The organism is Synechococcus sp. UW69 (assembly GCF_900474185.1).
Lineage (GTDB): Bacteria > Cyanobacteriota > Cyanobacteriia > PCC-6307 > Cyanobiaceae > Parasynechococcus.
Map to the genome: position 1 here is coordinate 69,398 of NZ_UCNW01000002.1, position 22,756 is coordinate 92,153.

29 protein-coding genes and 1 other RNA gene are annotated in these 22,756 nt (G+C 58.2%); 17 read left to right on the forward strand and 13 right to left on the reverse strand.

The genetic code is table 11. The features are described 5' to 3' along the window. Window positions 1-240: 240 nt before the first annotated feature. Window positions 241-438 carry a hypothetical protein gene (locus DXY29_RS00570; RefSeq protein ID WP_115021955.1) on the forward strand — a complete coding sequence of 66 codons (198 nt, stop codon included), beginning with the start codon at window positions 241-243 and terminating at the stop codon, window positions 436-438. A 409-nt stretch (window positions 439-847) separates the two neighbouring features. Here the strand turns inward: DXY29_RS00570 and DXY29_RS00575 are convergent, their stop codons facing one another. The 3 genes from DXY29_RS00575 to DXY29_RS00590 all read right to left on the reverse strand — a co-directional run bounded on the left by DXY29_RS00575 (window position 848) and on the right by DXY29_RS00590 (window position 5,802). Next, a complete protein-coding gene (locus tag DXY29_RS00575; protein WP_115021957.1) occupies window positions 848-1,060 on the reverse strand; it encodes a hypothetical protein in 213 nt (70 codons plus the stop codon). Window positions 1,061-1,669: 609 nt separating this feature from the next. Further along, window positions 1,670-4,147, reverse strand: coding sequence for a ligase-associated DNA damage response DEXH box helicase (locus DXY29_RS00585; RefSeq protein WP_115021959.1), 2,478 nt, complete (start codon window positions 4,145-4,147; stop codon window positions 1,670-1,672). Next, complete coding sequence (locus DXY29_RS00590) at window positions 4,147-5,802, reverse strand: ATP-dependent DNA ligase (protein WP_115021961.1); 1,656 nt, start codon at window positions 5,800-5,802, stop codon at window positions 4,147-4,149. Before DXY29_RS00590 ends, DXY29_RS00585 begins: the two co-directional genes overlap by 1 nt. A gap of 119 nt (window positions 5,803-5,921) precedes the next feature. On the opposite strand from DXY29_RS00590, the gene DXY29_RS00595 reads away from it, so the two are divergent. Then, complete coding sequence (locus DXY29_RS00595; protein WP_115021963.1) at window positions 5,922-6,182, forward strand: hypothetical protein; 261 nt, start codon at window positions 5,922-5,924, stop codon at window positions 6,180-6,182. Here the strand turns inward: DXY29_RS00595 and DXY29_RS00600 are convergent. Further along, window positions 6,179-7,165 carry a ligase-associated DNA damage response exonuclease gene (locus DXY29_RS00600; RefSeq protein ID WP_115021965.1) on the reverse strand — a complete coding sequence of 329 codons (987 nt, stop codon included), beginning with the start codon at window positions 7,163-7,165 and terminating at the stop codon, window positions 6,179-6,181. The genes DXY29_RS00595 and DXY29_RS00600 overlap by 4 nt on opposite strands. 66 nt (window positions 7,166-7,231) lie before the next feature. Here DXY29_RS00600 and DXY29_RS00605 point away from each other — a divergent pair, with 66 nt between their 5' ends. Further along, the gene (locus tag DXY29_RS00605; RefSeq protein WP_115021967.1) at window positions 7,232-7,465 is read left to right on the forward strand and encodes a hypothetical protein; all 234 of its coding nucleotides are present in this window, start codon (window positions 7,232-7,234) and stop codon (window positions 7,463-7,465) included. Here the strand turns inward: DXY29_RS00605 and DXY29_RS00610 are convergent, their stop codons facing one another. Genes DXY29_RS00610 through nadA form a run of 3 tightly spaced genes read right to left on the reverse strand, consistent with a single transcriptional unit; the run spans window position 7,466 to window position 9,161 of the window. After that, complete coding sequence (locus DXY29_RS00610) at window positions 7,466-7,888, reverse strand: hypothetical protein (protein WP_115021969.1); 423 nt, start codon at window positions 7,886-7,888, stop codon at window positions 7,466-7,468. 38 nt (window positions 7,889-7,926) lie between these two features. After that, window positions 7,927-8,232 carry a hypothetical protein gene (locus DXY29_RS00615; RefSeq protein ID WP_244279260.1) on the reverse strand — a complete coding sequence of 102 codons (306 nt, stop codon included), beginning with the start codon at window positions 8,230-8,232 and terminating at the stop codon, window positions 7,927-7,929. Further along, the gene (gene nadA, locus DXY29_RS00620) at window positions 8,229-9,161 is read right to left on the reverse strand and encodes a quinolinate synthase NadA (protein ID WP_244279261.1); all 933 of its coding nucleotides are present in this window, start codon (window positions 9,159-9,161) and stop codon (window positions 8,229-8,231) included. The genes DXY29_RS00615 and nadA overlap by 4 nt, the downstream gene beginning before the upstream one ends. Before the next feature lie 113 nt (window positions 9,162-9,274). Here nadA and DXY29_RS00625 point away from each other — a divergent pair, with 113 nt between their 5' ends. The 3 genes from DXY29_RS00625 (at window position 9,275) to DXY29_RS00635 (ending at window position 12,065) form a co-directional block, all read left to right on the forward strand. Then, window positions 9,275-10,063, forward strand: a complete 789-nt coding sequence (locus DXY29_RS00625; protein WP_371411052.1) for a TIGR04168 family protein — start codon at window positions 9,275-9,277, stop codon at window positions 10,061-10,063. Next, complete coding sequence (locus DXY29_RS00630; RefSeq protein WP_115021975.1) at window positions 10,057-11,154, forward strand: hypothetical protein; 1,098 nt, start codon at window positions 10,057-10,059, stop codon at window positions 11,152-11,154. Before DXY29_RS00625 ends, DXY29_RS00630 begins: the two co-directional genes overlap by 7 nt. A 194-nt stretch (window positions 11,155-11,348) precedes the next feature. Next, window positions 11,349-12,065 (forward strand): glycoside hydrolase family 104 protein, encoded by a 717-nt coding sequence (locus tag DXY29_RS00635; RefSeq protein WP_115021978.1) that lies wholly within the window; start codon window positions 11,349-11,351, stop codon window positions 12,063-12,065. A 16-nt stretch (window positions 12,066-12,081) separates the two neighbouring features. On the opposite strand, the gene DXY29_RS00640 is transcribed toward DXY29_RS00635, so the two are convergent. Then, entirely contained in the window at window positions 12,082-12,891 is an 810-nt protein-coding gene (locus DXY29_RS00640; protein WP_115021980.1) for a TPM domain-containing protein, read from the reverse strand. Between the two features lie 40 nt (window positions 12,892-12,931). On the opposite strand from DXY29_RS00640, the gene DXY29_RS00645 reads away from it, so the two are divergent. Further along, on the forward strand, window positions 12,932-14,122 hold the full coding sequence (locus DXY29_RS00645; protein ID WP_244279262.1) for a class I SAM-dependent methyltransferase: 1,191 nt from the start codon (window positions 12,932-12,934) through the stop codon (window positions 14,120-14,122). Here the strand turns inward: DXY29_RS00645 and aroB are convergent. Beyond that, window positions 14,076-15,191, reverse strand: coding sequence for a 3-dehydroquinate synthase (aroB, locus tag DXY29_RS00650; RefSeq protein ID WP_115021981.1), 1,116 nt, complete (start codon window positions 15,189-15,191; stop codon window positions 14,076-14,078). The genes DXY29_RS00645 and aroB overlap by 47 nt on opposite strands. 61 nt (window positions 15,192-15,252) lie before the next feature. On the opposite strand from aroB, the gene DXY29_RS00655 reads away from it, so the two are divergent. The 3 genes from DXY29_RS00655 to ssrS all read left to right on the forward strand — a co-directional run bounded on the left by DXY29_RS00655 (window position 15,253) and on the right by ssrS (window position 17,529). Further along, on the forward strand, window positions 15,253-16,125 hold the full coding sequence (locus DXY29_RS00655; protein WP_170952073.1) for a carbohydrate ABC transporter permease: 873 nt from the start codon (window positions 15,253-15,255) through the stop codon (window positions 16,123-16,125). 52 nt (window positions 16,126-16,177) lie between these two features. Then, entirely contained in the window at window positions 16,178-17,338 is a 1,161-nt protein-coding gene (locus DXY29_RS00660; protein ID WP_115021985.1) for a 5-(carboxyamino)imidazole ribonucleotide synthase, read from the forward strand. Window positions 17,339-17,345: 7 nt separating this feature from the next. After that, window positions 17,346-17,529, forward strand: a non-coding RNA gene (ssrS, locus tag DXY29_RS00665) — 6S RNA. 399 nt (window positions 17,530-17,928) lie between these two features. Here ssrS and DXY29_RS00670 read toward each other — a convergent pair. Continuing rightward, on the reverse strand, window positions 17,929-18,141 hold the full coding sequence (locus DXY29_RS00670) for a hypothetical protein (RefSeq protein ID WP_115021987.1): 213 nt from the start codon (window positions 18,139-18,141) through the stop codon (window positions 17,929-17,931). A gap of 127 nt (window positions 18,142-18,268) precedes the next feature. Here DXY29_RS00670 and DXY29_RS13255 point away from each other — a divergent pair, with 127 nt between their 5' ends. Then, window positions 18,269-18,421: a hypothetical protein gene (locus tag DXY29_RS13255; RefSeq protein ID WP_170952069.1), complete on the forward strand. Its 153-nt coding sequence runs from the start codon at window positions 18,269-18,271 to the stop codon at window positions 18,419-18,421. Between the two features lie 126 nt (window positions 18,422-18,547). After that, a complete protein-coding gene (locus tag DXY29_RS00675) occupies window positions 18,548-18,775 on the forward strand; it encodes a hypothetical protein (RefSeq protein ID WP_136987694.1) in 228 nt (75 codons plus the stop codon). Here DXY29_RS00675 and DXY29_RS00680 read toward each other — a convergent pair. Further along, entirely contained in the window at window positions 18,763-19,038 is a 276-nt protein-coding gene (locus DXY29_RS00680; protein ID WP_115021990.1) for a DUF2103 domain-containing protein, read from the reverse strand. The two genes, DXY29_RS00675 and DXY29_RS00680, sit on opposite strands and share 13 nt — an antisense overlap. Before the next feature lie 74 nt (window positions 19,039-19,112). Here DXY29_RS00680 and DXY29_RS00685 point away from each other — a divergent pair, with 74 nt between their 5' ends. Then, window positions 19,113-19,340 (forward strand): hypothetical protein, encoded by a 228-nt coding sequence (locus tag DXY29_RS00685; protein WP_115021992.1) that lies wholly within the window; start codon window positions 19,113-19,115, stop codon window positions 19,338-19,340. A 1-nt stretch (window position 19,341) separates the two neighbouring features. Here the strand turns inward: DXY29_RS00685 and clpS are convergent, their stop codons facing one another. After that, entirely contained in the window at window positions 19,342-19,638 is a 297-nt protein-coding gene (gene clpS / locus DXY29_RS00690; protein ID WP_115021994.1) for an ATP-dependent Clp protease adapter ClpS, read from the reverse strand. Window positions 19,639-19,710: 72 nt separating this feature from the next. On the opposite strand from clpS, the gene petN reads away from it, so the two are divergent. Continuing rightward, the gene (gene petN / locus DXY29_RS00695; RefSeq protein ID WP_011364412.1) at window positions 19,711-19,812 is read left to right on the forward strand and encodes a cytochrome b6-f complex subunit PetN; all 102 of its coding nucleotides are present in this window, start codon (window positions 19,711-19,713) and stop codon (window positions 19,810-19,812) included. Window positions 19,813-19,921: 109 nt separating this feature from the next. Continuing rightward, window positions 19,922-21,277 carry a hypothetical protein gene (locus DXY29_RS00700; RefSeq protein ID WP_115021996.1) on the forward strand — a complete coding sequence of 452 codons (1,356 nt, stop codon included), beginning with the start codon at window positions 19,922-19,924 and terminating at the stop codon, window positions 21,275-21,277. Here DXY29_RS00700 and psb29 read toward each other — a convergent pair. Then, window positions 21,259-21,906, reverse strand: a complete 648-nt coding sequence (gene psb29, locus DXY29_RS00705) for a photosystem II biogenesis protein Psp29 (protein ID WP_115022127.1) — start codon at window positions 21,904-21,906, stop codon at window positions 21,259-21,261. The two genes, DXY29_RS00700 and psb29, sit on opposite strands and share 19 nt — an antisense overlap. 18 nt (window positions 21,907-21,924) lie before the next feature. Here psb29 and clpP point away from each other — a divergent pair, with 18 nt between their 5' ends. Both clpP and DXY29_RS00715 read left to right on the forward strand, forming a co-directional pair. Then, the gene (clpP, locus tag DXY29_RS00710) at window positions 21,925-22,581 is read left to right on the forward strand and encodes an ATP-dependent Clp endopeptidase proteolytic subunit ClpP (protein ID WP_255617924.1); all 657 of its coding nucleotides are present in this window, start codon (window positions 21,925-21,927) and stop codon (window positions 22,579-22,581) included. Beyond that, the gene (locus tag DXY29_RS00715) at window positions 22,578-22,748 is read left to right on the forward strand and encodes a DUF2256 domain-containing protein (RefSeq protein ID WP_115022000.1); all 171 of its coding nucleotides are present in this window, start codon (window positions 22,578-22,580) and stop codon (window positions 22,746-22,748) included. The genes clpP and DXY29_RS00715 overlap by 4 nt, the downstream gene beginning before the upstream one ends. Window positions 22,749-22,756: the final 8 nt, after the last annotated feature.

Below are 22,756 nucleotides of genomic sequence, written 5' to 3' on the forward strand. Positions count from 1 at the left end.
CTGATCAGTCGACACTCCTCTGCACCGTGCGTAGGTGCCCCGTAGGAGTTCCGCTTCACACCTGGTTCAAATGGCCCCAGGGTTGCTACAAGCCAGACGCTTCGACCTTCTTTTTTCAGTTCACTGTCGTTCGACTGAGCATCTCGCTTCACGGAACCAGCATCACTGATTAGGTCGACTGCAATGCATAAACGAGCGAGCTAGGCCGTCTTTCCATCGGGGAGGGCGGCCTTCCTCTTTGTGCTCGATGATGGCTTTGAGTTTTCTGCTCAGGGAGTGATGGAACAACAGAACAAGGACAAGGACTATTGGATTGACGAGATCGCTTTTCTCGAGTCGCGTTTAAACGGCAGCCAAGGTGACATCGATAACGATGATCGTGCTGCTTGCGAGGAAGCCTTAAAAGCTGCAAGGGAAAAGCTGGCCTCTTTTCGTTAAGTCAGCTCCCCTGTGCTCCATGGCCATGAATGCCTGTGAAGTTCATCAATCTGGCGACCCTCCTGTGATCAGCACGAGTTGCTTCAAACGATTTTTCAAAGCATCAGGTGAGGGCTCACTGACCTCGTGATTCATCACCGCTCCTTAGGCACAACATGAGTGGACACTTCATTTGAACCTCCCCCTCCAGGGAGGTTTTTTCTTAGGGACGAACAATGAAGCTGATGCTGCTGCTTGTACTGGGAACGATCGCTCTAGGCACAGCCCTGGGAATGTCGTACCCGGTGATGTGATCGAGACATGGGTGACGGAAGCGAGCCATAGGAGTGTTCAACCCATTCCTGTCCTGGTGGGCTTGCCTCTCAACCCTGCATCACAACAAGGGTTCAAGCATGAACAAACAAATGCGCTATGCCCTTTTTTCTTCAGGAAGGGAGGCGTCCCTCTTTGGCGTTGCGCTGTCCTTAAGGGCTCGTTCCAAGTGATCGACATGACGTTCTAGGGCGACGACTTTCTTCTCCAGCTCTTGCTCGCGGATATGTTCAGCATCATCAAGGTGCTGACGGCCCCCGTTCATCATTTCCGTATAGGTCAGGGCTCTGGGCTTCGTTGGTTCAGTCATCAGTTCTGTAGTGCCAGGGCTCGCTCTTCCAATGCATTGGGCTGCAGCTTGATCATGCTGATGGGTTGAGCCTCACGGCGTAGGCAGCCGTAATCGTTTGCAGCTCATCGTTATTCCACATGCCGGTTATTCCACATCCCGTTCACTTGTACGCAAAATGCCTGCCCTTGGTCACCCTTCGATCAAGCCGCTGAGTGGTCTGCGGTTTCTTGGAAAGCTTTCTCCTGCAGTTGTTGGACTGCACAGATGGCTTCGTGAGCAGGCCACCCATGGCGTTTCATCAGCTCCTCAACCAGGTAGTCAGGCGAGTTTGAGATTCGTGCATTTAATTCAGCCACTGCCCTGTTATCACGCGCTAAAGCAGAGAGCCGAAGTGATCGGAGTTGTCGAGCATTCGGCTGTTTCATCCCTACACTCTGCACGTTGGTGGCTCGATGCCTTGGGGTGCCTCGACCTCTGATGTTGCCGCAGGCGCTCAGAACAGCTGCAGTGACTTCGTTCTGCCCGCTTCCAGGTGCTGCGATCCATCGATACAGCCCTTCACTGCAACTGCAGAAGCAGTCTTCAAAGCACCGATTCAGACACCCCCAGCGCATTGCTCGTTGATCACTATCCCTCCTTGCGGAGTGCCTCATCTCGCATCCGCTGAACCCGCTCCAAAACGGATTCATTGCTCATCCTGTTGTTGAGGCGTTCCACAAGCAGTGGAAATGCCAGCGGGCTGGGCCTCGGGGTTTCAACGTGCAGCCATTCCTGGCTCGCAGCACGCTCCAAGGCTGCCTCCAGTCGAGAGATCTCTAACTGGTCGTTGAGCACCTCCTGTTGTGCCTGCAGCAGCAACCTGTTTTGTGGTTCATGGCGGGTGAACACATCGAAGAGCAGTGACGCACTGATTTGAAGCTGCCCCGTGCTCTTGCTTGATCCGGGGAATCCTCGGTTCATCAGGCCAGCGATCTGGGCAATGGCTCGGAAGCGTCGCCGTTGCAGCTCGGAAAGATTCAGGGCGTTTTTCAGATCGTGCTCCAGCTTTTGTCGATCGAGTAGCAGATCGATGTGGTCTTCCAGCAGCTCCGCCATGGGGTAGCTCTTCGGTGCCAACAGTTCAAAGCCGTAGTCGTTGACCGACACCGTGATGGTGCCGCGTTCCAGACGGGTCAGCCGCGAAGCCCAGAGAAAGCCGATGCCTTCATGCACGAAGCGACCTTCAAAGGGGTATGCGAAGAGATGCGTTCCCTCCCGGGTGCGACAGGTTTCGATCAATAGTTGTCCAACCGTTGGGAGCACGGAGAGGTCCTGTTGCCGTTCAAACAGTGGCTTTAAAGCCTGTAGTTCAGCGGTGTCGAGATCCCCGCGGCTGGCGCGGTCCACCTCCAGCCGCAGGTGATGGGTGAGCAGATCGGAGAGCGCCATCTGCCCCCCAGCCCAGGCGGGAACCGTGCGCGTTTTCTTCGTGCTCACCTTCACGTAGGCGGTCATGTCCCGCAGGCGAACAAATTCCAGCTGGCGTCCGGAGAAGAAGAACACATCTTTCGGTTTCAGCTGGCTGATGAAGGTCTCCTCCACATGGCCGAGCACGGCACCACGCACAAACCGCACCGTGATCGCCGGTGCAGCCGTGATTGTTCCGACGTTGAGACGGTGCAGGCGTGCGATGGCACTTTCTCGAACCCGGTATCGCTGGCTGGTCTCCTCCCACTCGAGCTTGCGGTACCGGGGATAGGCCCCGAGGCACTCCCCGCCCTGCTCCAGAAACAACATGCACCAGTCCCAGTCGTGTTGGCTCAGATCGGCGTAGGCCGCACAGCTCCGTACGGCTTGCAAGGTCTGATCGGGATCGAAGCCAGGGCCGCAGGCCAAACCTGTGAGGTGCTGCAGCAGCACATCCAGAGGCGCTTTGGGAGGTTTGCGTTGTTCCACCAGACCTTCCGCGAGTCCCCGACGCACAGCACTGAGCTCGAGCAGTTCCAGGGCATTGGTGGGCATGAACAGCACCTGGGATGTTCCGCCGGGCAAGTGGGCTGATCGCCCCGCCCGCTGCAGCAGTCGCGCCAGATTCTTGGGGCTTCCGATCTGCACCACCTGTTCGACGGGTTGGAAGTCCACCCCCAGATCAAGAGAGCTGGTGCACACCACCCAACGGATGCTGCCCGCTTTTACGGAGGCCTCGATGGCTTCACGTTCGCTGCGATCGATGGCGCTGTGGTGAAGGGCCAACCCCTCTTCCATCTCCGGACAGGCAAAGCGCAGACACTGGTGCCAACGCTCTGACTGATTGCGGGTATTGGTGAACAGCAAGGTGCTGATCCCGGGATTGAGGCGGGCCACCAGCTCTTCGTACATCCGCAACCCGAGGTGCCCGGCCCAGGGGAAGCCATCGATCGTTTCCGGGAGGATGCTCTGAATCTCCGTACCGCGGGCCGGGGCTCCTCCGATCAGCTGCGGTTCAGCTGTCGTTCCCAGCGCGTGGCGAGCAGCCTGATCGATGTTGCCGATGGTGGCACTGATCGCCCAGGTCTGGAGCTGAGGGCGGAGCTGCCGCAACCAGCTCAGGTTTAGCTCCGTCTGGCTGCCCCTTTTGCTGCCCATTAACTCGTGCCATTCGTCGAGGATCACCGTCTGGAGCTGACCGAATAGCTCTTCAGCTTTGGCATTACTGAGCAGGAGAGCCAGGGATTCCGGTGTTGTGACCAGAATCTGTGGTGGTGCCTTGAGTTGTTTGGTGCGTTCGCTGCTGCTGCTGTCGCCGTTGCGGATGCCTACTCGAATCGGCCAACCCATCGCCTCGATCGGTTCGCGGATCGCCAGAGACAAGTCGCGGCTTAAGGCGCGCAAGGGCGTGATGTACAGCAGACGTATTCCCTTCAATGGCTGATCGTCTGCCAACATCCGCGCGATGGGTCCCATGACGGCGGCGAAGGTTTTGCCGGACCCTGTGGGCACTTGAATCAACCCATTCCGCCCCGCCAGATAGGCGCTCCAGGTCTCTTGCTGGAACGGGAGAGGGGTCCAGTTTTTGTGGGCGAACCAGGCCTTGATTGGGCTCAACCGTGGGTCGCTGGCGTTTGGCTTGCTCTCGGAACGTGCCATCAGCGGTATTGGATCAAAGCCATCGCGGTTTGCAGCGAATCCGCTTCCTCTGCGGGTTTGTCGCGGCGCCAGCGCAGGATTCGCGGGAACCGCACAGCGATTCCCGATTTGTGGCGTTTTGACGGGTGGATGCCCTCAAAGCCGATTTCAAACACCAATTCTGTTTTGAGCGATCGCGCCGGGCCGAAGCGTTGCACTGTGTTCCGACGGATCCACCGGTCGAGCTCAAGGATTTCGGCATCGTTCAGGCCGGAATAGGCCTTGGCGAAGGTCACCAGTTGCGGTTCTTCAGCGTTGGTCCAGAGGCCGAAGGTGTAATCGGTGAACAGATTGGCGCGACGTCCACTGCCTGCCTGGGCATAGATGAGCACCGCGTCGAGCGTCATCGGCTCGAGTTTGTGTTTCCACCAATGGCCGCGTTTTCGTCCGCTCAGATAAGGCGCCTCCACGTGTTTGAGCATCAGCCCTTCGGCGTTGTGCTGACGGGCCTGGTTGCGTTGTTGATCCAGCTCCTCCCAGGTGTCGATCGACCAGGACCGGCTCTGCTGCAACCGCCACGACTCGGGATGCTCGATCTTGCCAAGTAGCTCAGCCAGCTGATTCTGGCGCTGCCTCAATGCCTGCTGGCGAATGTCGATGCCCTGATGTTCCAGTAGGTCGTAGGCGATGAATCGCATCGGACATTCCCTTTTCAACCCCGCTCCAACGGTTTTGCGGCCGAGACGTCGTTGCAGCTGATCGAAGCCAAGCGGTGTTGCTTCGTTCTGCTGCCAGCAGATCAGTTCACCGTCCAGAACGCTTCCGGAGGGCAAGGCCTGGGCGACATCCACTAGTTCAGGGAAGCTGTCGTTAACCAACTCTTCCCCACGACTCCAGAGATAGATCCCTGACCCGCGATGAATCAGTTGACCGCGGATCCCATCCCATTTCCACTCCAGTTTCCAATCGTTCACCGATGTCTCCCGAAGCCGTTCGGGCTCCAGTGGACTGGCGAGATAAAAGGGGTATGGCGTGCCACTGGAGCGGTGCTCTTCCGGCGTCGCAGGGGCGGTGAGTTGAACGAATCGCTCAGCGGAGGGCTCAAACCCGCCCATCAGCCGTTGCACTACCAGTGTTTCTTCGAGATCAAACGCCTCGGCAATGGCGCGGCTGATCAGTCCCGTCGACACGCCGACACGGAACCCCCCTGTGAGCAACTTATTAACGATGAAGTGCTGGTCGAGCGGGATCCTGTGCCAGAGCCAGATCACCGCATTGGCCTGCTCGTCGTCGCTTCTGGTGCTGATGGCCGGCAGCAGGGTCTCCATCCACCAGCTGAGGGGCATGTCCCCCTCACCGCTGGGCAGGCCTGGATCCGTGGCTTCAACGCGCTCTTGCACGGCGGGCCAGAGCAGGCTGATGGTTTCAGCTGAGTCGCCCACTTGGCCGTAGCACTCGTCGATCAGCCAATCCGGAAGACCGCCACGGTCACGCAGGATGTCGCGGAGGCGGCGACCGGTGATCAAGCGGCGGCGGCGTTTGCCCAACAGGAGCGTCAACGCCCAAGCCGCTTCCCCTGGATCGACCTCCTGAAAGTGATCCACCAGCGCCTGCACCTTGGCCTTGGTGCCCGTGACCTGATCCAGCTGATTGAACAGGTCCTGAAAGGCACGCATGCGCGCTTGAACGGGGTGCGTCAACGGTCCCGCCATCCTGACAAGACATTTTGTGAGCAGTGCTGGAAATCCGGTGGAGACCTGTGTTGATCTGAGCGACAGCTTCTTGAATCAGCCGGATGGCACTCCTCTGGGACAACCTGGCGCAACAACTCAGCAACGTGCGCGCTAGCGCCTCAGCCACGGCTGTCGTGACCCCCGTGGACGGCTCTGGCACCTCGGATGATCCTTCCGACCGTCGTCGTCGTCTTCAGAAGGCGCTTGAGGCCGTTAAAGACAGCGGCAACGCCATGATGATCGAGTCGCTCAATGCCGCGATCGAAGGCCGTGAAGCGAACCTGAACCTTCCCGAGCTGCCTGACGGCATCGCCAAGTTTTAGTCCGCTTCCCCTTCAAACAGGGTCTCCAGCGCTTCCGCATCCACACCCTCCACCTCCCGGAGGTAACGGGCCAGAACGTCGCTCTGCCCATGGGTGACGTACACCTTGCGGGCTCCGCTGTCGCGAACGGTCTGGAGCAATCCAGGCCAGTCGGCATGGTCACTGAGCACGAACCCTCGCTCGTAACCCCGGCGTCTCCGGGCTCCGCGCACGGCCATCCAACCGGAGGCAAAGGCGGTTTGGGGTGACTTGAAGCGGCGCATCCAGCTGGAGCGATGGGCCGATGGCGGCGCCAGGATCAATCGCCCATGGAGAGGATCCTTGCGGGGCAGTTCACTGACGGGACGACTGGGGGTCATCGGAACCCCCACCTCGCGGTAGTGACGGGTCACGGTCTCCACGGCGCCGTGCAGCAGCACTTCCTCCTCCACGCCAATGGCCTTGAGTTCGGCCAGCAAGCGTTGGGCCTTGCCGAAGGCGTAGCAGAACAGCAGTGATGGCCTGCTGCGATCACTGGTCCACCAGGCATGGATGTCCTGGGCTACCTCGGCACCGCTCTGCCAGCGATAGATCGGCATCCCGAAGGTTGCTTCGGTGATCAGCACATCGCAGCGCACCGGTTCAAAGGGATCGCAGCTGGGGTCGTCATCGCGCTTGTAATCACCGCTGACCAGCCACACTTCACCCTCGGATTCCAGGCGGATCTGCGCTGAGCCGAGCACGTGTCCGGCACTGTGAAACGACACCTTGCATTGCCCCAGCCAGTGTTCTTCGCCATAGGCCACCGGGTGAAGCGTGATGTCTTGTCCGAGCCTCTGGCGAAGAACCCCTTCACTGGACGCCACAGCCCAATACTCTCCGCATCCGGGCCTTGCATGATCGGCATGGGCGTGGGTGATCAGAGCCCTAGGGACTGGGCGCCATGGGTCGACCCAGGCCTTTGCTGCTCGGCAGTACAACCCTTCGGGAGTGCGTTCGATCAAGCCCAGCTGCTGATCGCTGCAGACAGTCTGAAAGCCCCGTAGCTTGATCGCGTTGTTGTCATCGCGATGAAACTGCTCGTTGCCGCTCTCTTTGCCTCGGCTTTGGCTGTTCCCAGTTCCGCCCTGGCCCAGAAGAAGATTCCGAAAGCGCAAGGTCACAACCAATGCCCTTTGGGTTACGTCAACACCTTGGGCACCACCTGTGTGTCACCGATCTATTACGAGATGATGCCCACCAACGGTGAAGCCTGCCCTTCCGGATGGATGAATGTTGGCGCTGGTTATTGCCGTAAGAAGTAATCAATTCTGTTGGAGTGGTTTCAGACCACTCCAGCGTTCGAGGGTGTTGATCGACTGAACACCCTCGAGCCGCGCTGATCCAGGTCGTGTCCAGGTAGGTATCGATTGAATTCCGGCATCCCGGCATTGGCTCACCTGCTTTGGATACTTGTCGGGCAGACCGCACTCCACGTAATTCAGTCTTCCTCCGGCATGTTTGCCGAAGAGTTTCATCTGCTCCTTGCAGGCTGGGCACCAATGCGCCCCAAAAAACTTGGCGCCAACCGTATTGAGTTGGTCGGCCAATTCAATTGTTTGTGGTGTGGATTCCGTAGCGGGTTGAGGGATTGGTTGATTCCAGGGTTGTGCAGCCACCTTCAGGCTCGAACCCCCCGCGACGAGAGCCAGACCGGCCAAGACGTCGATGCCCCATACACGGCTCACAGGACGCTCCTCAACACAATGTTTTAGGGCTCGAAAATCTATTCCAATCCCATGGATTGGACGTCGCAGGCTGTGTCAACCTCTCGGGCAAGCTGCTTGAGATCACCGTCGATGTAGGTGACTCCAGTCCGTGGTCCGCCAGATCGGAGTTTCAACTGCTTGCCGGTGGCGATGGAGTAGGTCGCCTTGAGTTGATCCATATTTTTTGTGCCTCGTGCCCATTCCTCACAGAGGAACGCCTTCCTCTCTTGCTTGCTCATGGTTGAGCAGGCTGCGAGGAGCACCGCCGTGCCCAGTGCACACCATTGCTGAAAACCTTTGATGGTCGCCTGATCCGGTTTCACCGGCTCATCTCAAGCATGCGCTGCATGGGTTTCAGGGCCTTCAGGCGCAAGGTTTCATCCATGTCGATTGCAGGCGTGAGGGTTTCCAGGCAGGCCTTCAGTTTTTCAAGGGTGTTGAGCCGCATGTAAGGGCAGGCATTGCAGCTGCAGCCATCCAGCCCAGGGACGTCGAGCAGCGTCTTCTCGGGCACCCGTTGCTGCATCTGATGCAGGATCCCCGGTTCCGTCAGAACGATGAAACTGTCTGAGGCACTTTGTTCTGTGTAGTTCAAGAGTTTGCTGGTGGAACCAATGAAGTCCGCCAGGTCCAGCAGGTTCTGCTGGCATTCAGGGTGGGCAATAACTTCCGCCGAGGGATGTTCGTGCTTGAGCGCAAGCACGGCTTCTTCGCTGAATGTTTCGTGGACGATGCAGCGTCCAGGCCAGAGGGTCAGCTCGCGACCGCTCTGTTGCTGCACCCAGCGCCCCAGGTTTTGATCTGGTGCGAACAGAACCGACTGATCCCGTGGCAGTTGATTGACCAGATCGACGGCATTGCTGCTGGTGCAGATCAGATCGCTCTGCGCTTTCACTGCTGCCGTGCAGTTGATGTAACTCACCACGAAGTGATCGGGGTGATTCGAACGAAACCGGGCGAAGTCGTCTGCTGGGCAGTCATCTGCCAGGGAGCAACCAGCATCCAAATCCGGCAGAACCACCGTTTTTTCTGGGCTGAGAATCTTGGCGGTCTCTGCCATGAAATGCACACCGCAGAACACGATTACATCTGCATCGGTGCTGGCAGCTTGTCGTGATAGTTCCAGTGAGTCGCCAACGAAATCGGCGATGTCTTGAATCTCCGGTTCCTGGTAGTAATGCGCCAGGATCACGGCATTGCGGTCTTCGCGAAGCCGGTTGATCGCCGCAACAAGGGCGGTGTCAGCGCTCATCAGGACCGGTTCGGGGCAGGATGAACACAGCCTAGGCATCCGCTCTGACGCACCTGCGACTTGCCATTGCTGGTGATCTGCATGGCGCCTGGGGCGATGCGGATGAGCAGCTTCTGCAGATCCTCAAGCCCGATGCTGTTCTCTTCGTTGGTGATCTCTCCGATGGCGACCTGCGTCTGACGCGCAGGATCACGCGTCTTCCGTTTCCCGTGGCCGTGATCCTGGGGAATCACGATCGTGGGCGGGATCGCAGTGGCGGCATCCTTGAGCAGCAACTGGCTGTACTCGGTGATCTTCACTGTGCTTGGCGGGCCATCCAATGGCCGGAGCTCCCCTTGACGATTGTCGGTGCACGTCCCTGTAGTGCTGGAGGTGGTTTTCATCTCTCAAATGCCGTGGAGGCGGTGTACGGACCGGTGTCGCTTGAGGCGTCCGCCGATCGGATCGTTCAGGCCGCGGCAGGTGTCCCCGCCGATCAGCCCTTGATCGTGATGGCCCATTGCGGTCCCACGGGGCTGGGCTCGGATGCAGCCAGTCCGTGTGGTCGGGATTGGAAAACGCCAGCTCTTGACTGGGGTGATCAGGATCTTGCCCTCGCCTTGGATCGCATGGCGCGGAATCGACCTGCAGATCTGGTGATTTTCGGCCACATGCACCATGCCCTCAAACGGGGCTCCGGGCTCCGGCAGAACCTGCTGCGCCACCGCCACGGAACGGCACTGATCAATGCTGCCTGCGTGCCGCGCTCCGGGCTTGATGGGAATGATCGGCCGCTTATGCATCTTTCCTGGGCTGAATTCCAGGGCTCCCAACTGACTCAGCTGGCCCATCGTTGGTACACCTCAGACGCTGAGTTGATCCATCAGGAGCAGTTGCCGATGGATGCTCCCTCGTCGTGCTGATCTACACCTGCAGCAGCAGCCATGGCTTTGGCCACGCGGCTCGGGATGCGGCAGTGCTGCAGGCGCTTCGACGCCTGCGGCCCGAGTGGACTCTGGTCATCAGTTCGGGTCTCCCCCCCCCTGTGCTGAAGCGTCTGCTGGGGGATTCGTCCATTCAGCAACGTTCCTGTCAGTGGGATGTGGGCATGGTGCAAGCGGATGCTCTCGGTGTGAATCATGCGGCCACGCTCACCGCCTTGGATCTGCTCGAGCAAAGGTTGCCGGCCTTGATTGAGGCCGAAGCCGGCTGGTTGGCGGCACAGGAGCAGCCAGTGCTCATCTTCGGCGACATTCCCCCGGCCGCCGCCGCCTTGGCGCAGCGGCTGAGGGCACCCCTTGTCTGGATGAGCAATTTTGGATGGGATGACATCTATGCACCCTTGGGACCTGCGTTTCAACGGGCTGCTGAGGATGCAGCTGAGGCCTATCGCTGCGGTGATCTGCTGCTTCGTTGTCCGTTTGATCTACCCATGAACTGGGGCTTACCCGACAGCAGACTCGGGTTGGTGTGTGCCGCGCCGCGGCCCATTCCGGCGGATCTGGAGGCTTGCTTGGATGCCCTCCACGTTCCAGTGGTTCTTGTTGGGTTCGGTGGCATCGGTCTGTCCCTTCGCAGTGATCTGTTTCAGCTTTGGCCCAACCACCATTTCCTCATTCCGGCCTCAGCCACGGCCTCGCAACAGCCTGAGCTGGCTGAACTCCCCAATCTCACAGTTCTGCCGGAGGGTGTGCGTCCTGTCGATGTGCTCGGCCGCTGTGCCCGTTCTCTGGGGAAGCCGGGATTTAGCAGCTTTTGTGAGGCGATGGCCCAGGGTGTTGGGCTTCACGTGGTTGCGCGCAGCGGATTTGCTGAAGCGTCTGTGCTGATGGATGGCCTGCAACGGCACGGTCAGCACCGATTCCTCAGCCGGCTGGAGCTGGACGCAGGGGCATGGCAGTTGGACCAGCCTTTGTTGGCGCCCACGGAGGCACCTCTTTCTGCATTAGGGGCTCATGAAGCCGCTTTGGCACTGGTGAGCTGGGTTGAAAGCATTTTTAATTTTCAGCGTTAAAACAATCTTTGGCGCGCCAATTCGCGCCCACGCTGATGACTTGTCCAATTGTTTGACTGGCATATATACCTATTGCTTTGAACCTTTGGTTCGACAAAGTCACCGCGAGTGGAAATTTTTTCCGCCTGAGCACCTCATCCGCTTCTGATGTGCTTCTCGTCCTCTTTTGAGGGCATGCTCTTTGAACGCTTTTTATGGCTATCTCTGCATTCATCGGTCGTCAGACGCTTTCAGCGGCCGTGATCGTCGGAGTTCTGCCTGCCGTTTGTTCCGTTCTGCCCGCTCAAGCCAGCTTGCTGCCCCCTGCCTCGCGGGCGCAGTTGGTTCACACCCCCGAAGTCCAGCCCAGCCTGGCAATTCCCTACGTGATTACGCCCGAACGTCGGGCAATGCTCAACACGATTCGCTTCGCTGAAGGCACCTGGAAAGGTGGTCTGGATGTTGGCTATCGGGTGATGTTCGGTGGTGGCTTGATGCCCTCTCTCGACCGTCATCCCAATCGCGTGATCTACAGCTCCCGCTACGCCAGTGCGGCTGCCGGGGCCTACCAGTTCATGCCGTTCACCTGGAATCTGGTCCAACGCAGCATCGGTGTACGGGGGTTTGGTCCTGAGGCACAAGATCAGGGAGCTTTGTTTTTGATTCAGCGCCGTAAAGCCCTTGTTCTGACCGACAGCGGCGTCCTCAGCCCAATCCTCGCTGCCAAGCTGGCTCCTGAATGGGCGTCATTTCCCACCCTTGCTGGTCGGAGCTACTACGGCCAGCCCGTCAAAAAATATGCGCGGCTGCGCTCGTTTTACGACGTGAATCTTGCTGAGCTCCGACGCCTCCGCGATCTGAAGCGTCAGGCCCTCGTTGCCCCTCCTTCGATCTGCACCGGGTCGCGCATCGCTTGCGCAACCCAGCTCTGAGGGGCATTAATTCTCTTCAACCTTCTGTGTCGCTCTGTAGGCGACGCCCCACTGTCACCTGGGCGATCAGATAGGCAGCAATGCCGCCACCGAGGAAGCCAACGGTGTTTCTCAGAATGGGCAAATATTCAGATGTTCTGGTGATGACGGGCGCGATTCCGAAGACGCCAAACAACATCACCCAAAGTGGTGACAGCAAAAGCATCCAGCCCCAGGCAATCGTTTCATCGTCCTTGCGGGGGTAGGCCGCAAAGCCTGCAATTAAGCCTCCAAAAACCGATGTGGTTAGCGTCCACAGCCACTGTTCTTGCGGAAGTCCTGGCACGACCTGACAGCCGCCCCGGTCAAGACAGATCTCCACAGCATTGAGCGCGTCGAGCACAGCTCCGTCTTCACCGTGCTCCTTTACGTAGTACTGGTTGCCGTAACGGGTCTGCAGTTCGACCCAGTAGGTGCGCGGCATCATCGCGAAGTAGGCATCGCCGACGTTGAAGTTCAGCAGATTCCCCCCCCGTGGGTCTGCCACCAGCAGCAGGCTGCTTTCATCCAGCCCCCAGAACTCGCGAATGGCTAGTCCTGGCGTGCGTTCGTACTGCGTCAACACTCGCATTTTCCAGCCAGTTCGCTCTTCCACATCACCAAGGGATGCCTCCAACTGGGCCCTTTGGGTATCACTGAAAACCTTGGCGAGGTCGATCACCGGGGTGGGGTGATCTGGCAGCAGCTCGGGGTTGTCGTAGGCATCAGCGGGAGTCACCAGAACACCCAGGCTGACCAGAGCCACCACGACGAAGCTCCACAGATGTTGGATGCGATGTGTTCCCATGGAACTGCTGCAGTGACCGGCATTCTCTCCAATGAAACCGATGGCTGCGGCCTGTCCCGACTGGTTGGCAACGCATCTGCAACAGGCGGGGGGTGCCGTTCCGTTTTCCCGGTTCATGGATCTGGCTCTCAACGAGCAAGAGCATGGCTACTACGGAGCAGGCCGTGCCCGCATCGGAACCCAGGGTGATTTCGTCACGTCTCCATCCCTGGGCAGCGACTTCGCTGCCCTGCTGGCGCCCCAACTCCTGACCTGGCTCGCTTCGCTGTCCAGAACGGATTCTGATCAGCGCCTTTCGATTGTGGAAATCGGGCCTGGGGAAGGCCATCTTGCCCATGATCTAATCGCCCAACTTCGCTGTTCCGACTCAGCGCTACTGCCTCATATCGAGATGGTGTTGGTGGAGGTCAACCCCGGCATGCGTCAGCGGCAACAGGCTTTGCTGCAGCAGGTGGATGGTTTGTCGGTGCGGTGGTGCTCCCTTGAGCAGCTGCGGAGTGATCCGGTGCGTGGGGTGGTGATCGCCCATGAGTTGCTGGATGCCCTCCCGGTAGAGCGATTGGTGTGGCTTGATGGATCACTCCAACAGGAGTGGGTTGAACTTGATCAAACCCATGGGCTGCGGACGACCCATCGGCCCCTGCCAGTTGCATTGCAGGACGAGATCAAGCGTGTGTGCATCAATCACGGCATCCAGCTGCCTCCCCCCGATGCAGAGGAGGGTTGGACCACGGAGTGGAACAGTGCACTGCCCGATTGGTTCGCCACGGTGGGCGCCGCTTTGGATGCAGGAGTACTCCTCGTGATTGATTACGCCCTGGAAGCCCATCGCTACTACACGGCTCGGCGCTCGGAGGGCACCCTCATGGCTGTTCGAGCCCAAGCGGCGGGCCTGTCGCCGTTGCATCAGCCCGGCGAGCAGGACCTGACGGCCCACCTCTGCATCGAGCTGGTTCATGCGGCTGCCGAGTGCAGCGGCTGGGCGGTGGGGGATCAGACCAAGCAGGGGGAGGCCCTCCTGGCGCTGGGTCTGGCGCAACGACTTCATGCGCTTCAGCAGTTGCCAGGCCAACAGCTGGCGGAAGCCCTGCAGCGCCGGGAAAGCCTGCTGCGTCTGGTTGACCCCGCAGGCCTGGGTGCGTTCCGCTGGCTCTCTTATCTGCGCGGTGTGCCGGAGGGGGGCTTCAGCTTTGCAGCCGCTTCAAACAGCTCAGAATCTCCTCGCGACTGACGTCATCACGGATCTCAACCGATCCGATGCTGGTGGGCAGCACGAAGCGCAATCGACCATCGCGCACCTTTTTGTCGCCCTGCAAGCTGTTCAGTACGGCTTCTGCGGAGAGATCGGGCCAGGCAGTTGGCAGGCCCGCTCTTTCGATTGCCCGGCGTTGCCGATCCGCGTCTTCGCGACTCCAGCTATTCCGCAGCACGGCGAGTTCGCCCACCGCCACCATTCCGATGGCGACTGCTTCTCCATGCAGCCAGGTGCCGTAGCCGCACAGTGTTTCAACCACGTGGCCGAAGGTATGGCCGTAATTCAGGATTGCTCGCAAACCTCCTTCCCGTTCATCAGCCTCCACCACTCGTGCCTTTGCAGCAGCGGATCGACCCAGGATTGAGCTCAAGCGCTCGGCTCCAAGCCCCGAGGGCGTGCTCGGGTCATTGCAGGCCTCCAGCTCATCAAACAATTCCGTATCTCCGAGAATTCCGTATTTGATCACCTCCGCCATGCCGGCACGGAATTCCCGTTCGGGAAGGGTGTTGAGGGTTGAAGGATCGATCAGCACCAGGCGCGGCTGGTGAAAGGCTCCGATCAGGTTCTTGCCGCGGGGATGGTTGACGCCGGTCTTGCCACCGATGGATGCATCCACCATCGCCAGCAGGGTGGTTGGAACCTGCACAACCTGAATGCCCCGCAGCCAGGTGGCTGCCGCAAAACCGGTCATGTCTCCGACAACGCCGCCGCCGAGGGCCACCATCAGCGAGCTGCGTTCGAGCTTGGCGCCGTAAGCGGCATCGTGAATTGATGCCACCGTTGCTGGGGTTTTCTGGTGTTCGCCGGCGTCGATCACCAGAAGTTCAGTGCTGAAGCCTGCATCCTTGAGGCTGTTCAGGCAGCCGTCTCCATAGGGCGTTGCGACATCCGGGTTGCTCACCACCAGCACACGCCGACCGGGTTGGACCCCCGCGTCCAGCATCTGCTGGCCGAGGCTGGCCAGGCTGCCGGCACCGATCACAACGTCGTAGGGATTGCGCTCCAGCGCAACGCGGATGTGATGCAACGGGGTGATTGTGGTCATGAAACCGTTGGAACCCACCTACTCTCGCAACAGTGTCGCTGGTTCAGTGCGCGAGAGAGCAGTGCGCAACTCCCTTTCGGCCTGGGCATTTCTCCTGCCGGCGGTGATCCTGATCAGCCTGTCGGTGCTGCTGCCGGCGTTGATGGCTCTGGTGATGAGTTTCACCGCCACGGGGCTGGACGTCAGTGAACCGCTGCGATTCGTGGGCCTGGCCAATCTTCAGCGGTTGGTGTCGGATCCCATGGCGCGTCAGGTGCTGGTCACCACATTTCTGTATCTGATCGGTGTTGTGCCCCCAATCGTTCTGGGGGCATTGGCGCTAGCTGTTCTGGTCAACCAGGGTTTGCCAGGACGTTCCTTGCTGCGGGGTGCCTTTTACACCCCCGTGCTGGTGTCAATCGTGGTTGCTGCGATTGCCTTTCGCTGGCTTTATGCCGAGAACGGTCTGATCAACGGATGGTTGAGCGTGCTGCTCGGAGATGCCTTTAGCCCGATCGGTTTTCTCACAACCCCGCAGCTAGCGCTTCCAGCGGTGATGTTGGTGACCCTCTGGAAGGGTCTCGGCTACTACATGGTCATCTTTCTGGCGGGTCTCCAGGGCATCCCCAAGGAGCTCTACGAGGCAGCTGAGTTGGATGGCAGCGAGGGCTGGAGAAAGCATCTCGACATCACCTTGCCCTTGATGGGCCCCTACGTGACCCTGGTTGCTGTCGTGTCGTCGATTGCTGCCACGAAGGTTTTTGAGGAGGTGTTTCTGATGACCCAGGGAGGTCCGGCCGATGCCACGCGAACCATCGTGTATTACGTCTACGACCAGGCCTTTGCTGAATTGGAGATCAGCTACGCCTGCACCTTGGGCTTGGCCCTGTTCCTAGTGGTCCTTCTATTCACGATGATTCGTCTGGCCTTTGCCGGCGATCGTCCGTTGATTTGACGCTGTCATCGGCCCCGCTAGGTGGCAAGCTGCGGGAGACGGCTCGGACACGATGATCGGTGTTGTGGGAGGTGGTCAGCTGGCACGGATGCTTGTGCAGGCCGCCACGCAACGAGAGGTTCCGATCGCGGTGCAAACCTCCAATGCAGCGGATCCTGCCGCCGGCTTGGCGGCGCGTCATGTTGAGGCGGATCCCCGGGACGTGGCTGGAACCCGTGAACTGGTGGTGGGTTGTGACGGTGTCACCTTCGAGAACGAGTGGGTCAACATCGACGCCCTTCTTCCGCTTGAGCAGCAGGGGGTTCGCTTCCGCCCGTCGTTGGCCGCTCTGTCGCCACTTGTCGACAAACTCTCGCAGCGTCAGCTGCTCGACGACCTGGCGATTCCCAGTTCACCCTGGTGTCCGCTCAGTTTGATTTCTCCGGCCCAACCTGCTCTTCCCCAGGGTTGGACCTTTCCTGTGATGGCGAAGGCGTCCCGTGGGGGATACGACGGCAAGGGCACGGTGGTGCTGCGCGATATCGATGACCTTGCGCAGTTGTTGCGGGCCGTCACAGCAGACGACTGGCTCCTGGAATCGTGGGTGGATTACGAGCTGGAGCTGGCTCTCGTTGTCAGCCGAGATCAAAAAGGAAGGATCCGCCACTTCCCACTGGTGCAAACCCACCAGCATCAACAAGTCTGTGACTGGGTTCTGGCACCTGCGCCGGTGGACCCGTCGGTGGCGGCTTTGGCCTACAACGTTGCGGCATCGCTGATGACGAAGCTCAGTTACGTCGGCGTGCTGGCTTTGGAATTCTTTTACGGGCCAGCAGGTCTGCAAGTGAATGAAATTGCCCCTCGCACCCACAATTCAGGCCATTTCTCCATCGAGGCTTGCACCAGCAGTCAGTTTGATCAGCAGCTCTGCATCGCTGCCGGCCTCCCCGTGCCGGAGCCAGAGCTGAGCAGCTGCGGTGCCTTGATGGTCAACCTGCTGGGCCTGGATCCAGCCCGCCATGCCCCTTTGGATCAGCGGCTTCAGGCGCTTGAGGCCATACAGGGTCTTCATCTGCACTGGTACGGCAAGTCGCCGGAGACACCGGGTCGCAAGTTGGGGCATGTGACGCTGCTTCTCGAGGGCGACACGGTTCTGAAGCGGCGCGATGAGGCCGACTTAGCACTGGCGGCCATTCGCAGGATCTGGCCTCTCCAGAGCGAGAGTCCCGATTAGTGTTGTGGATGAACTGCTGTGTTGGTGACGGCCTTTCTTTAGTGCTCTGATCTGACTCTCTTTCGACTTGGGGAGACTGTCGTGATGGTGACGTAGACCGGCCATGCAGCCGGAAACGAAGCCCCACTTTGTCGCCCCTTCTGGTTCTTCCAGGTCGATCACTGGGGCTCGCACGGCATGGCGGTTCACCCTCTTCAACCTCTGCCTGGCGTGAGGAATTTCTCGATAAATTGTGAGAAATGGCTCTTGTGTATTTCATTAATAACTTGAATGCGCTTGATTGCGAAGGCTATTTTTTGTAATGCTGTCTTCGGTGAATAAGTTTTTGGGCTTCTAACTGATTGTCTTGTTGGTTTTGTTGTCTGACTTTGGGTGAGGAGGGATGTTCTTGTTAGTGGGGTAATCCTCTCATCATCCAAGACTCTGCAAGAAAGAACAAAATGAAGAATGTGCCGATGCAAATGACCAGGGTCTTGCCGTTCACTCTGTAATCGTTAGCTCTTGTGGAGTCTAAATTCTTTGCGTCGAGGCTGCACTAAACAATGTTCAAGCGAAGGTGTAATGGTTGATTCAATCAAGCTTTTCGTGATCTAGCCTTCGGAATGGTTGAAATCTTGGAGTGCATATTGGGCGAGGCATTTGTTTTTTTCTGTATCGGTGAGCGAGATGGTGGTCACATTCTGATGCCAGTTTCGACGGTTGATCAGTTCGTTGAATTCGGTTAGCGCATCTTCAAGATCGTCGAAGACTCCAATGCTCTCGCTGCTTTGTGGTCCTTGCCTGACTGCAATTTCAAGGGGCATGGGAGATCTTTGGAGTTTTCGAAGGCTACCTGTGAGGTGATGTGTAGTCGATGATGCTTACTGCTATGTGAACATGGCTTGTCAATCACTTAGCCGTCTTTAAGGTCTGGATGGTTGCAGTGCTGTGATGCGCGATCCTCGGCTCGATGAGTTGATTCAAATGGAAACCTGGGATTGGTGGAAGGCTCAGGTTTTTTATCTGCGGGAAAAGAAGGATTATGCAGGTGCCGAAGCCTTGTTTTTAGAATTCAAGTTAACGTCCCCGGAATCAAAAGCTTGAGGCTGGATTGATCTTCTCAGGATTATGAAAGTTAAGATCTAGTCTCTTTTTATCCAAATTCTCTTGATTAATTAAGTCTTCACTGTCACCTGAATGTCAACCATCCATACTTTTGCCGCCGTGTTCATGGTGACAGCCGGAATGTCGTGCTTCGACCTTTCCAGCAGCCCCAGGGTGAGCGCCGTCACCTTTCTGACTGATGACGCTGAAATTGCTTGCCGAGCGATTCTTCCCCAGTGCTTCAAGCGATCCGACTGGGCTGCGCTCTGCGCTGGTGATCCCGACTTTGCGGAGGGCCATCCAGAGTCCTGTCGAGCTGCAGGCTTCGAGCAAGAACCACCTCAGGGGCGGTGATGCAATATAGCCCTCTCCAGGTCAGGTCGACTCATGGATGTCACGACAAAAACCTCTTGGGCTGAGCTTCCTTTGCGCGCGACCAGCTTGTACCCCCCATGGATTTGCGTCGACACCCGTAGCTGAAGATCGGGACATCTCCCACGGACCCTGCAGATCACAGCAGGGGTAATCGTTTGAATATTCGTCTCCTGAGCCAGCGCCTTCAGCCATGGGATCAATCCCTGCACATAGGTGCTGTGGGTGATGACAACCCGGCCCAAAGCTGAATGAAAACCTGAGAACTGGTGAAAGCTAGCCACTTTGGCTATGCCAGAGAGAGCGCTCCGGAGCTGTGATGCTGAAATCAGTTGACGCTCTTCGCCTCGTGATTCGCGGCCCACTGGAAGATGCGTGCGGCCCTCAGGCCCGCATGCTCACCGCAGAGGTGCACGGAACGGAAGTACGGGGTCTGGCCCTCTGCCCTGGCCGTGTGGTTCGTTTTGTGATGGATGAACGGTTACAGCGTCTGCAGATTGATGATCGACTCCGGTTGACCAAGGCCAGCCGCAAACCAGCTGCCTAGATCAACAGCGTTCTATTGGGGCCATGGTGAGTCCCTCGGCCTGCAACTGCTGGTGGTAGAGCTCGGCTTGCTCTAGGGGGCCACACCAAACCTCAGCTGAACCCTGTCGATCAATCTTGTTCGCAAGGTTCCAGGCATTGTCCTCACTCATGCCAGGAATGATCTTGCGCAGGCAATCCACCACATGCTGAAAGGTGTTGACATCGTCGTTCAACACGATGACGCGAGCTTGGGGATAGCGCTGGGTCGTCTCCTGGGGCTCCATCACTGCAGAGGAACCGGGGCTGGAGCTGGTCATGACAGTTGCCTCCGGCAGTACGAAATCATGCTTGACCCTAGGTAGGATCTCGACAATCAAGCGGTCAAGCGCATGTTGTTCACTCTGGGTTGGGCTTCCTTGGCCGCCATGTTCAGTTTCTCTATCGCCATGGTCGTCTGGGGACGCAACGGTGACGGAACCCTGAACTTCTGATCGAATCTGTGCTTCAAGACGCACCACTTCTTAGCCAGACCCTGGCGGTCACGGCAGCAGTGCTTCTTGGCTTCGTCAGCGTTGCGGTGATCTACCTCTCAACGATCGAATGGAGAGACCGCCGACGCCGCAAGGGTCCAACCAAATCATCATCCTGATTGGTTCCATCCGAAGGCAGCTGGTTGCCTTTCCGTGCACGGCTCTACTGCTGGGTCTGATTCTTGTTGTTCCTAGCCTGCTGCTCAGCGCGTCCAACCTCACGCCTGCTCTGAATCGCCGAGGAACAGCAGAGCTGTTCGAGATCACAAGAAGCGCTCGGCTTGTTCAGAGTTTTGAAGCTGATCCAACGTCTCCTGTACCCCTGATTTGGCAGAAGCGGCTTTCTCCTGATGCTGCTCTTGATCGTTGGAAACGCCTCGGACGTGCTGTTTGGTGGCTGATCTGGCTGGATGACGGTGAACCCGTTCTTGCTCTCCCGAGCTCATCGGATCCGTCTTCTCTGGATCTTCTTTTTGCTGATGAGCTGCATCGCATCAGCTTTGATCAACTCCCCGCGCTTGAGTCACGTACACCGTCGCCACTGGAGCAGAACTGCCTGAAGCGTCTCACCAGCGCAACGGCTGTTCAGTGGCAACCCTCAGGGTTGGCGTCGATCAGTGGGCCCCTGTTCCCCTCCTTGGCAGGTGCGTCTCATGGCTGCCTGCGTGTTGTGCTTCGGGGAGATCGGCTCATGGCTGAGGGGCCTGTCGCCTCCAGACCCTTTGTCTCCCTAAAGGATCGACAGGCTCGTGGTCGAACCAAGCGTGTTCGGTTCGATTCCTCCTTGAGTTATCTCCAGCTGAACAGCGTTGCTTTGCAGCCACTGCTCGGATCATTTCTGAACAACCCTTTGATCGCTGAGCAGCTGACCAGCCGTTATGGACTCCCTCAGGAGCTTCGTGATGTTCTGCTCGCTGCTCCTGTCGTTCTGCGCGTGGATGGCTTGAACGATGGTCGCTTTCGCGCCTCCGTTCAAGCCAGGTTGATGGTTCCTGCTGATCAAATCGGCCAACTCAAGGCCAGCCTTGATGCTGTTTCAACAGCATTGTTGCGGCGGGGATTCCAACGTGAGCAACGCCCACTGCTGATGCCCAAGGGGCCAAGCTCCAACCGTTTTGCCGATGTCTGGCTTGATCCCCAGGGTGATCCCAGCGGTGGATGGTCGATTGGTTCTGAGATGCAGGGACGGGTTGAGGTGCTGCTTGGCCTGGGCGAAGCACCGACTCTTGATCAGGGCCCTCTGAAACGCCATGGTCAACAACGTCTTCGTCTCCGAGGCCGACCCAATGAATTGGTTCGGCTGGGCTGGCTTGGACCGGGCTGGCCCAGTGTGATTCGCAACGCATCTCAGCTGGAACTTGAGATGACAGCACTGCCTAAAGAGCGACAGCCCGGATGGCTGCGGCTTCAGCTGTCACTGCCCTGAGCCTGTTCCGCTAGACGGCGCTCCTTTTTCCGCTTTTCTGCTGCAATGGTTTCTTGCACCAGGTCAACCGCCTGGTCCATCCGTTCCCTGTTTGTTCCAAACAGCGACAGATCTTTCTCGACACGATCTGCGGGTAAGCCGAGGCTTTCGGCGAGTTCCTTGCACTGTTCGCCCAGGGCCTGACTGTCAGGGCTGGTGCCATCCACTCCGGCAGCCTCAAGCAGGCGCATCAGGCCTACTGCCATCAATCGCGAATAGTGGCCGCCATCGGGGAGACGTTTGGAGGACAGCCAGGTCTTGATGCTGTCTAGATCTTTGCCTTTGGCCTCATCAATCAGCATTGTGCTGGTCTTACGCAGGGCTGCAGCGTCAAAGCCATTGCTGCTACAGAGGGCGCTGAACAACCCTTCTGTCTGGGCTTCCGGCCGATATCCCTTCGTAAAAGTGTCGAACACGGTGCAGAGTCCGACGCTGAAGAGCTCATTGGCTTCAAAGCGACTCTGATGGCTCAGCAGGTGTAGCTCCACCAGCAACTCGTCAGCGAGCCGGCGATACAGCGGCGCGATGACGTGGGGAAAGGACTGATGAAACGACCGTTTGCTGTCCGCGATGGTCTGACTTTCGGCCAACGTGCAGTCCATGAATGAATGGCCGGAACCCTAGCGCCGCAGACATCGCCGTTAGGATTGTCCGACCCTGCTCAAGCTCAAATGATCCCGATTGTGATTGAGGAGTCCGGCCGGGGGGAAAGGGCCTTTGACATTTATTCCCGACTTCTGCGCGAGCGGATCATCTTCCTTGGTGAAGCAGTCACGAGTGACTCTGCCAATCGGATCGTTGCTCAGATGTTGTTCCTCGAAGCTGAGGATCCTGAAAAAGATATCTACCTCTATATCAACTCACCTGGAGGCTCGGTTTACGACGGCCTCGGCATCTTCGACACCATGCAGCACATCAAACCGGATGTGCACACCGTTTGTGTAGGCCTTGCCGCCAGCATGGGTGCCTTTCTTCTCTGTGCCGGCACCAAGGGCAAGCGCAGCAGCCTTCAGCATTCCCGAATCATGATTCACCAGCCCTTGGGTGGTGCACAGGGACAGGCGAGTGACATTCGGATCCAGGCTGATGAAATTCTCTTCCTGAAGGATCGACTCAATCAGGAGCTCGCTGATCGCACAGGTCAACCGCTGGACCGTATTCAGCACGACACGGACCGTGATTTCTTCATGTCCCCTACCGAAGCGGTGAACTACGGCTTGATTGATTCGGTAATCGACAAGCGCCCCGTTCAGGCTGTCGCTTGAAGCGGGGTGGATCCAAAAACGGAGGTTTAAAAAACAACCGTCCCAGCAAGATTTGCCCGGTATGCGCCCGACCATTTGAGTGGCGTAAGGCCTGGAGAAATTGTTGGGATGACGTTGTCTACTGTTCCGATCGCTGTCGTCGACGCAAGAACAAATCGAACCCATAAAAAAAGCC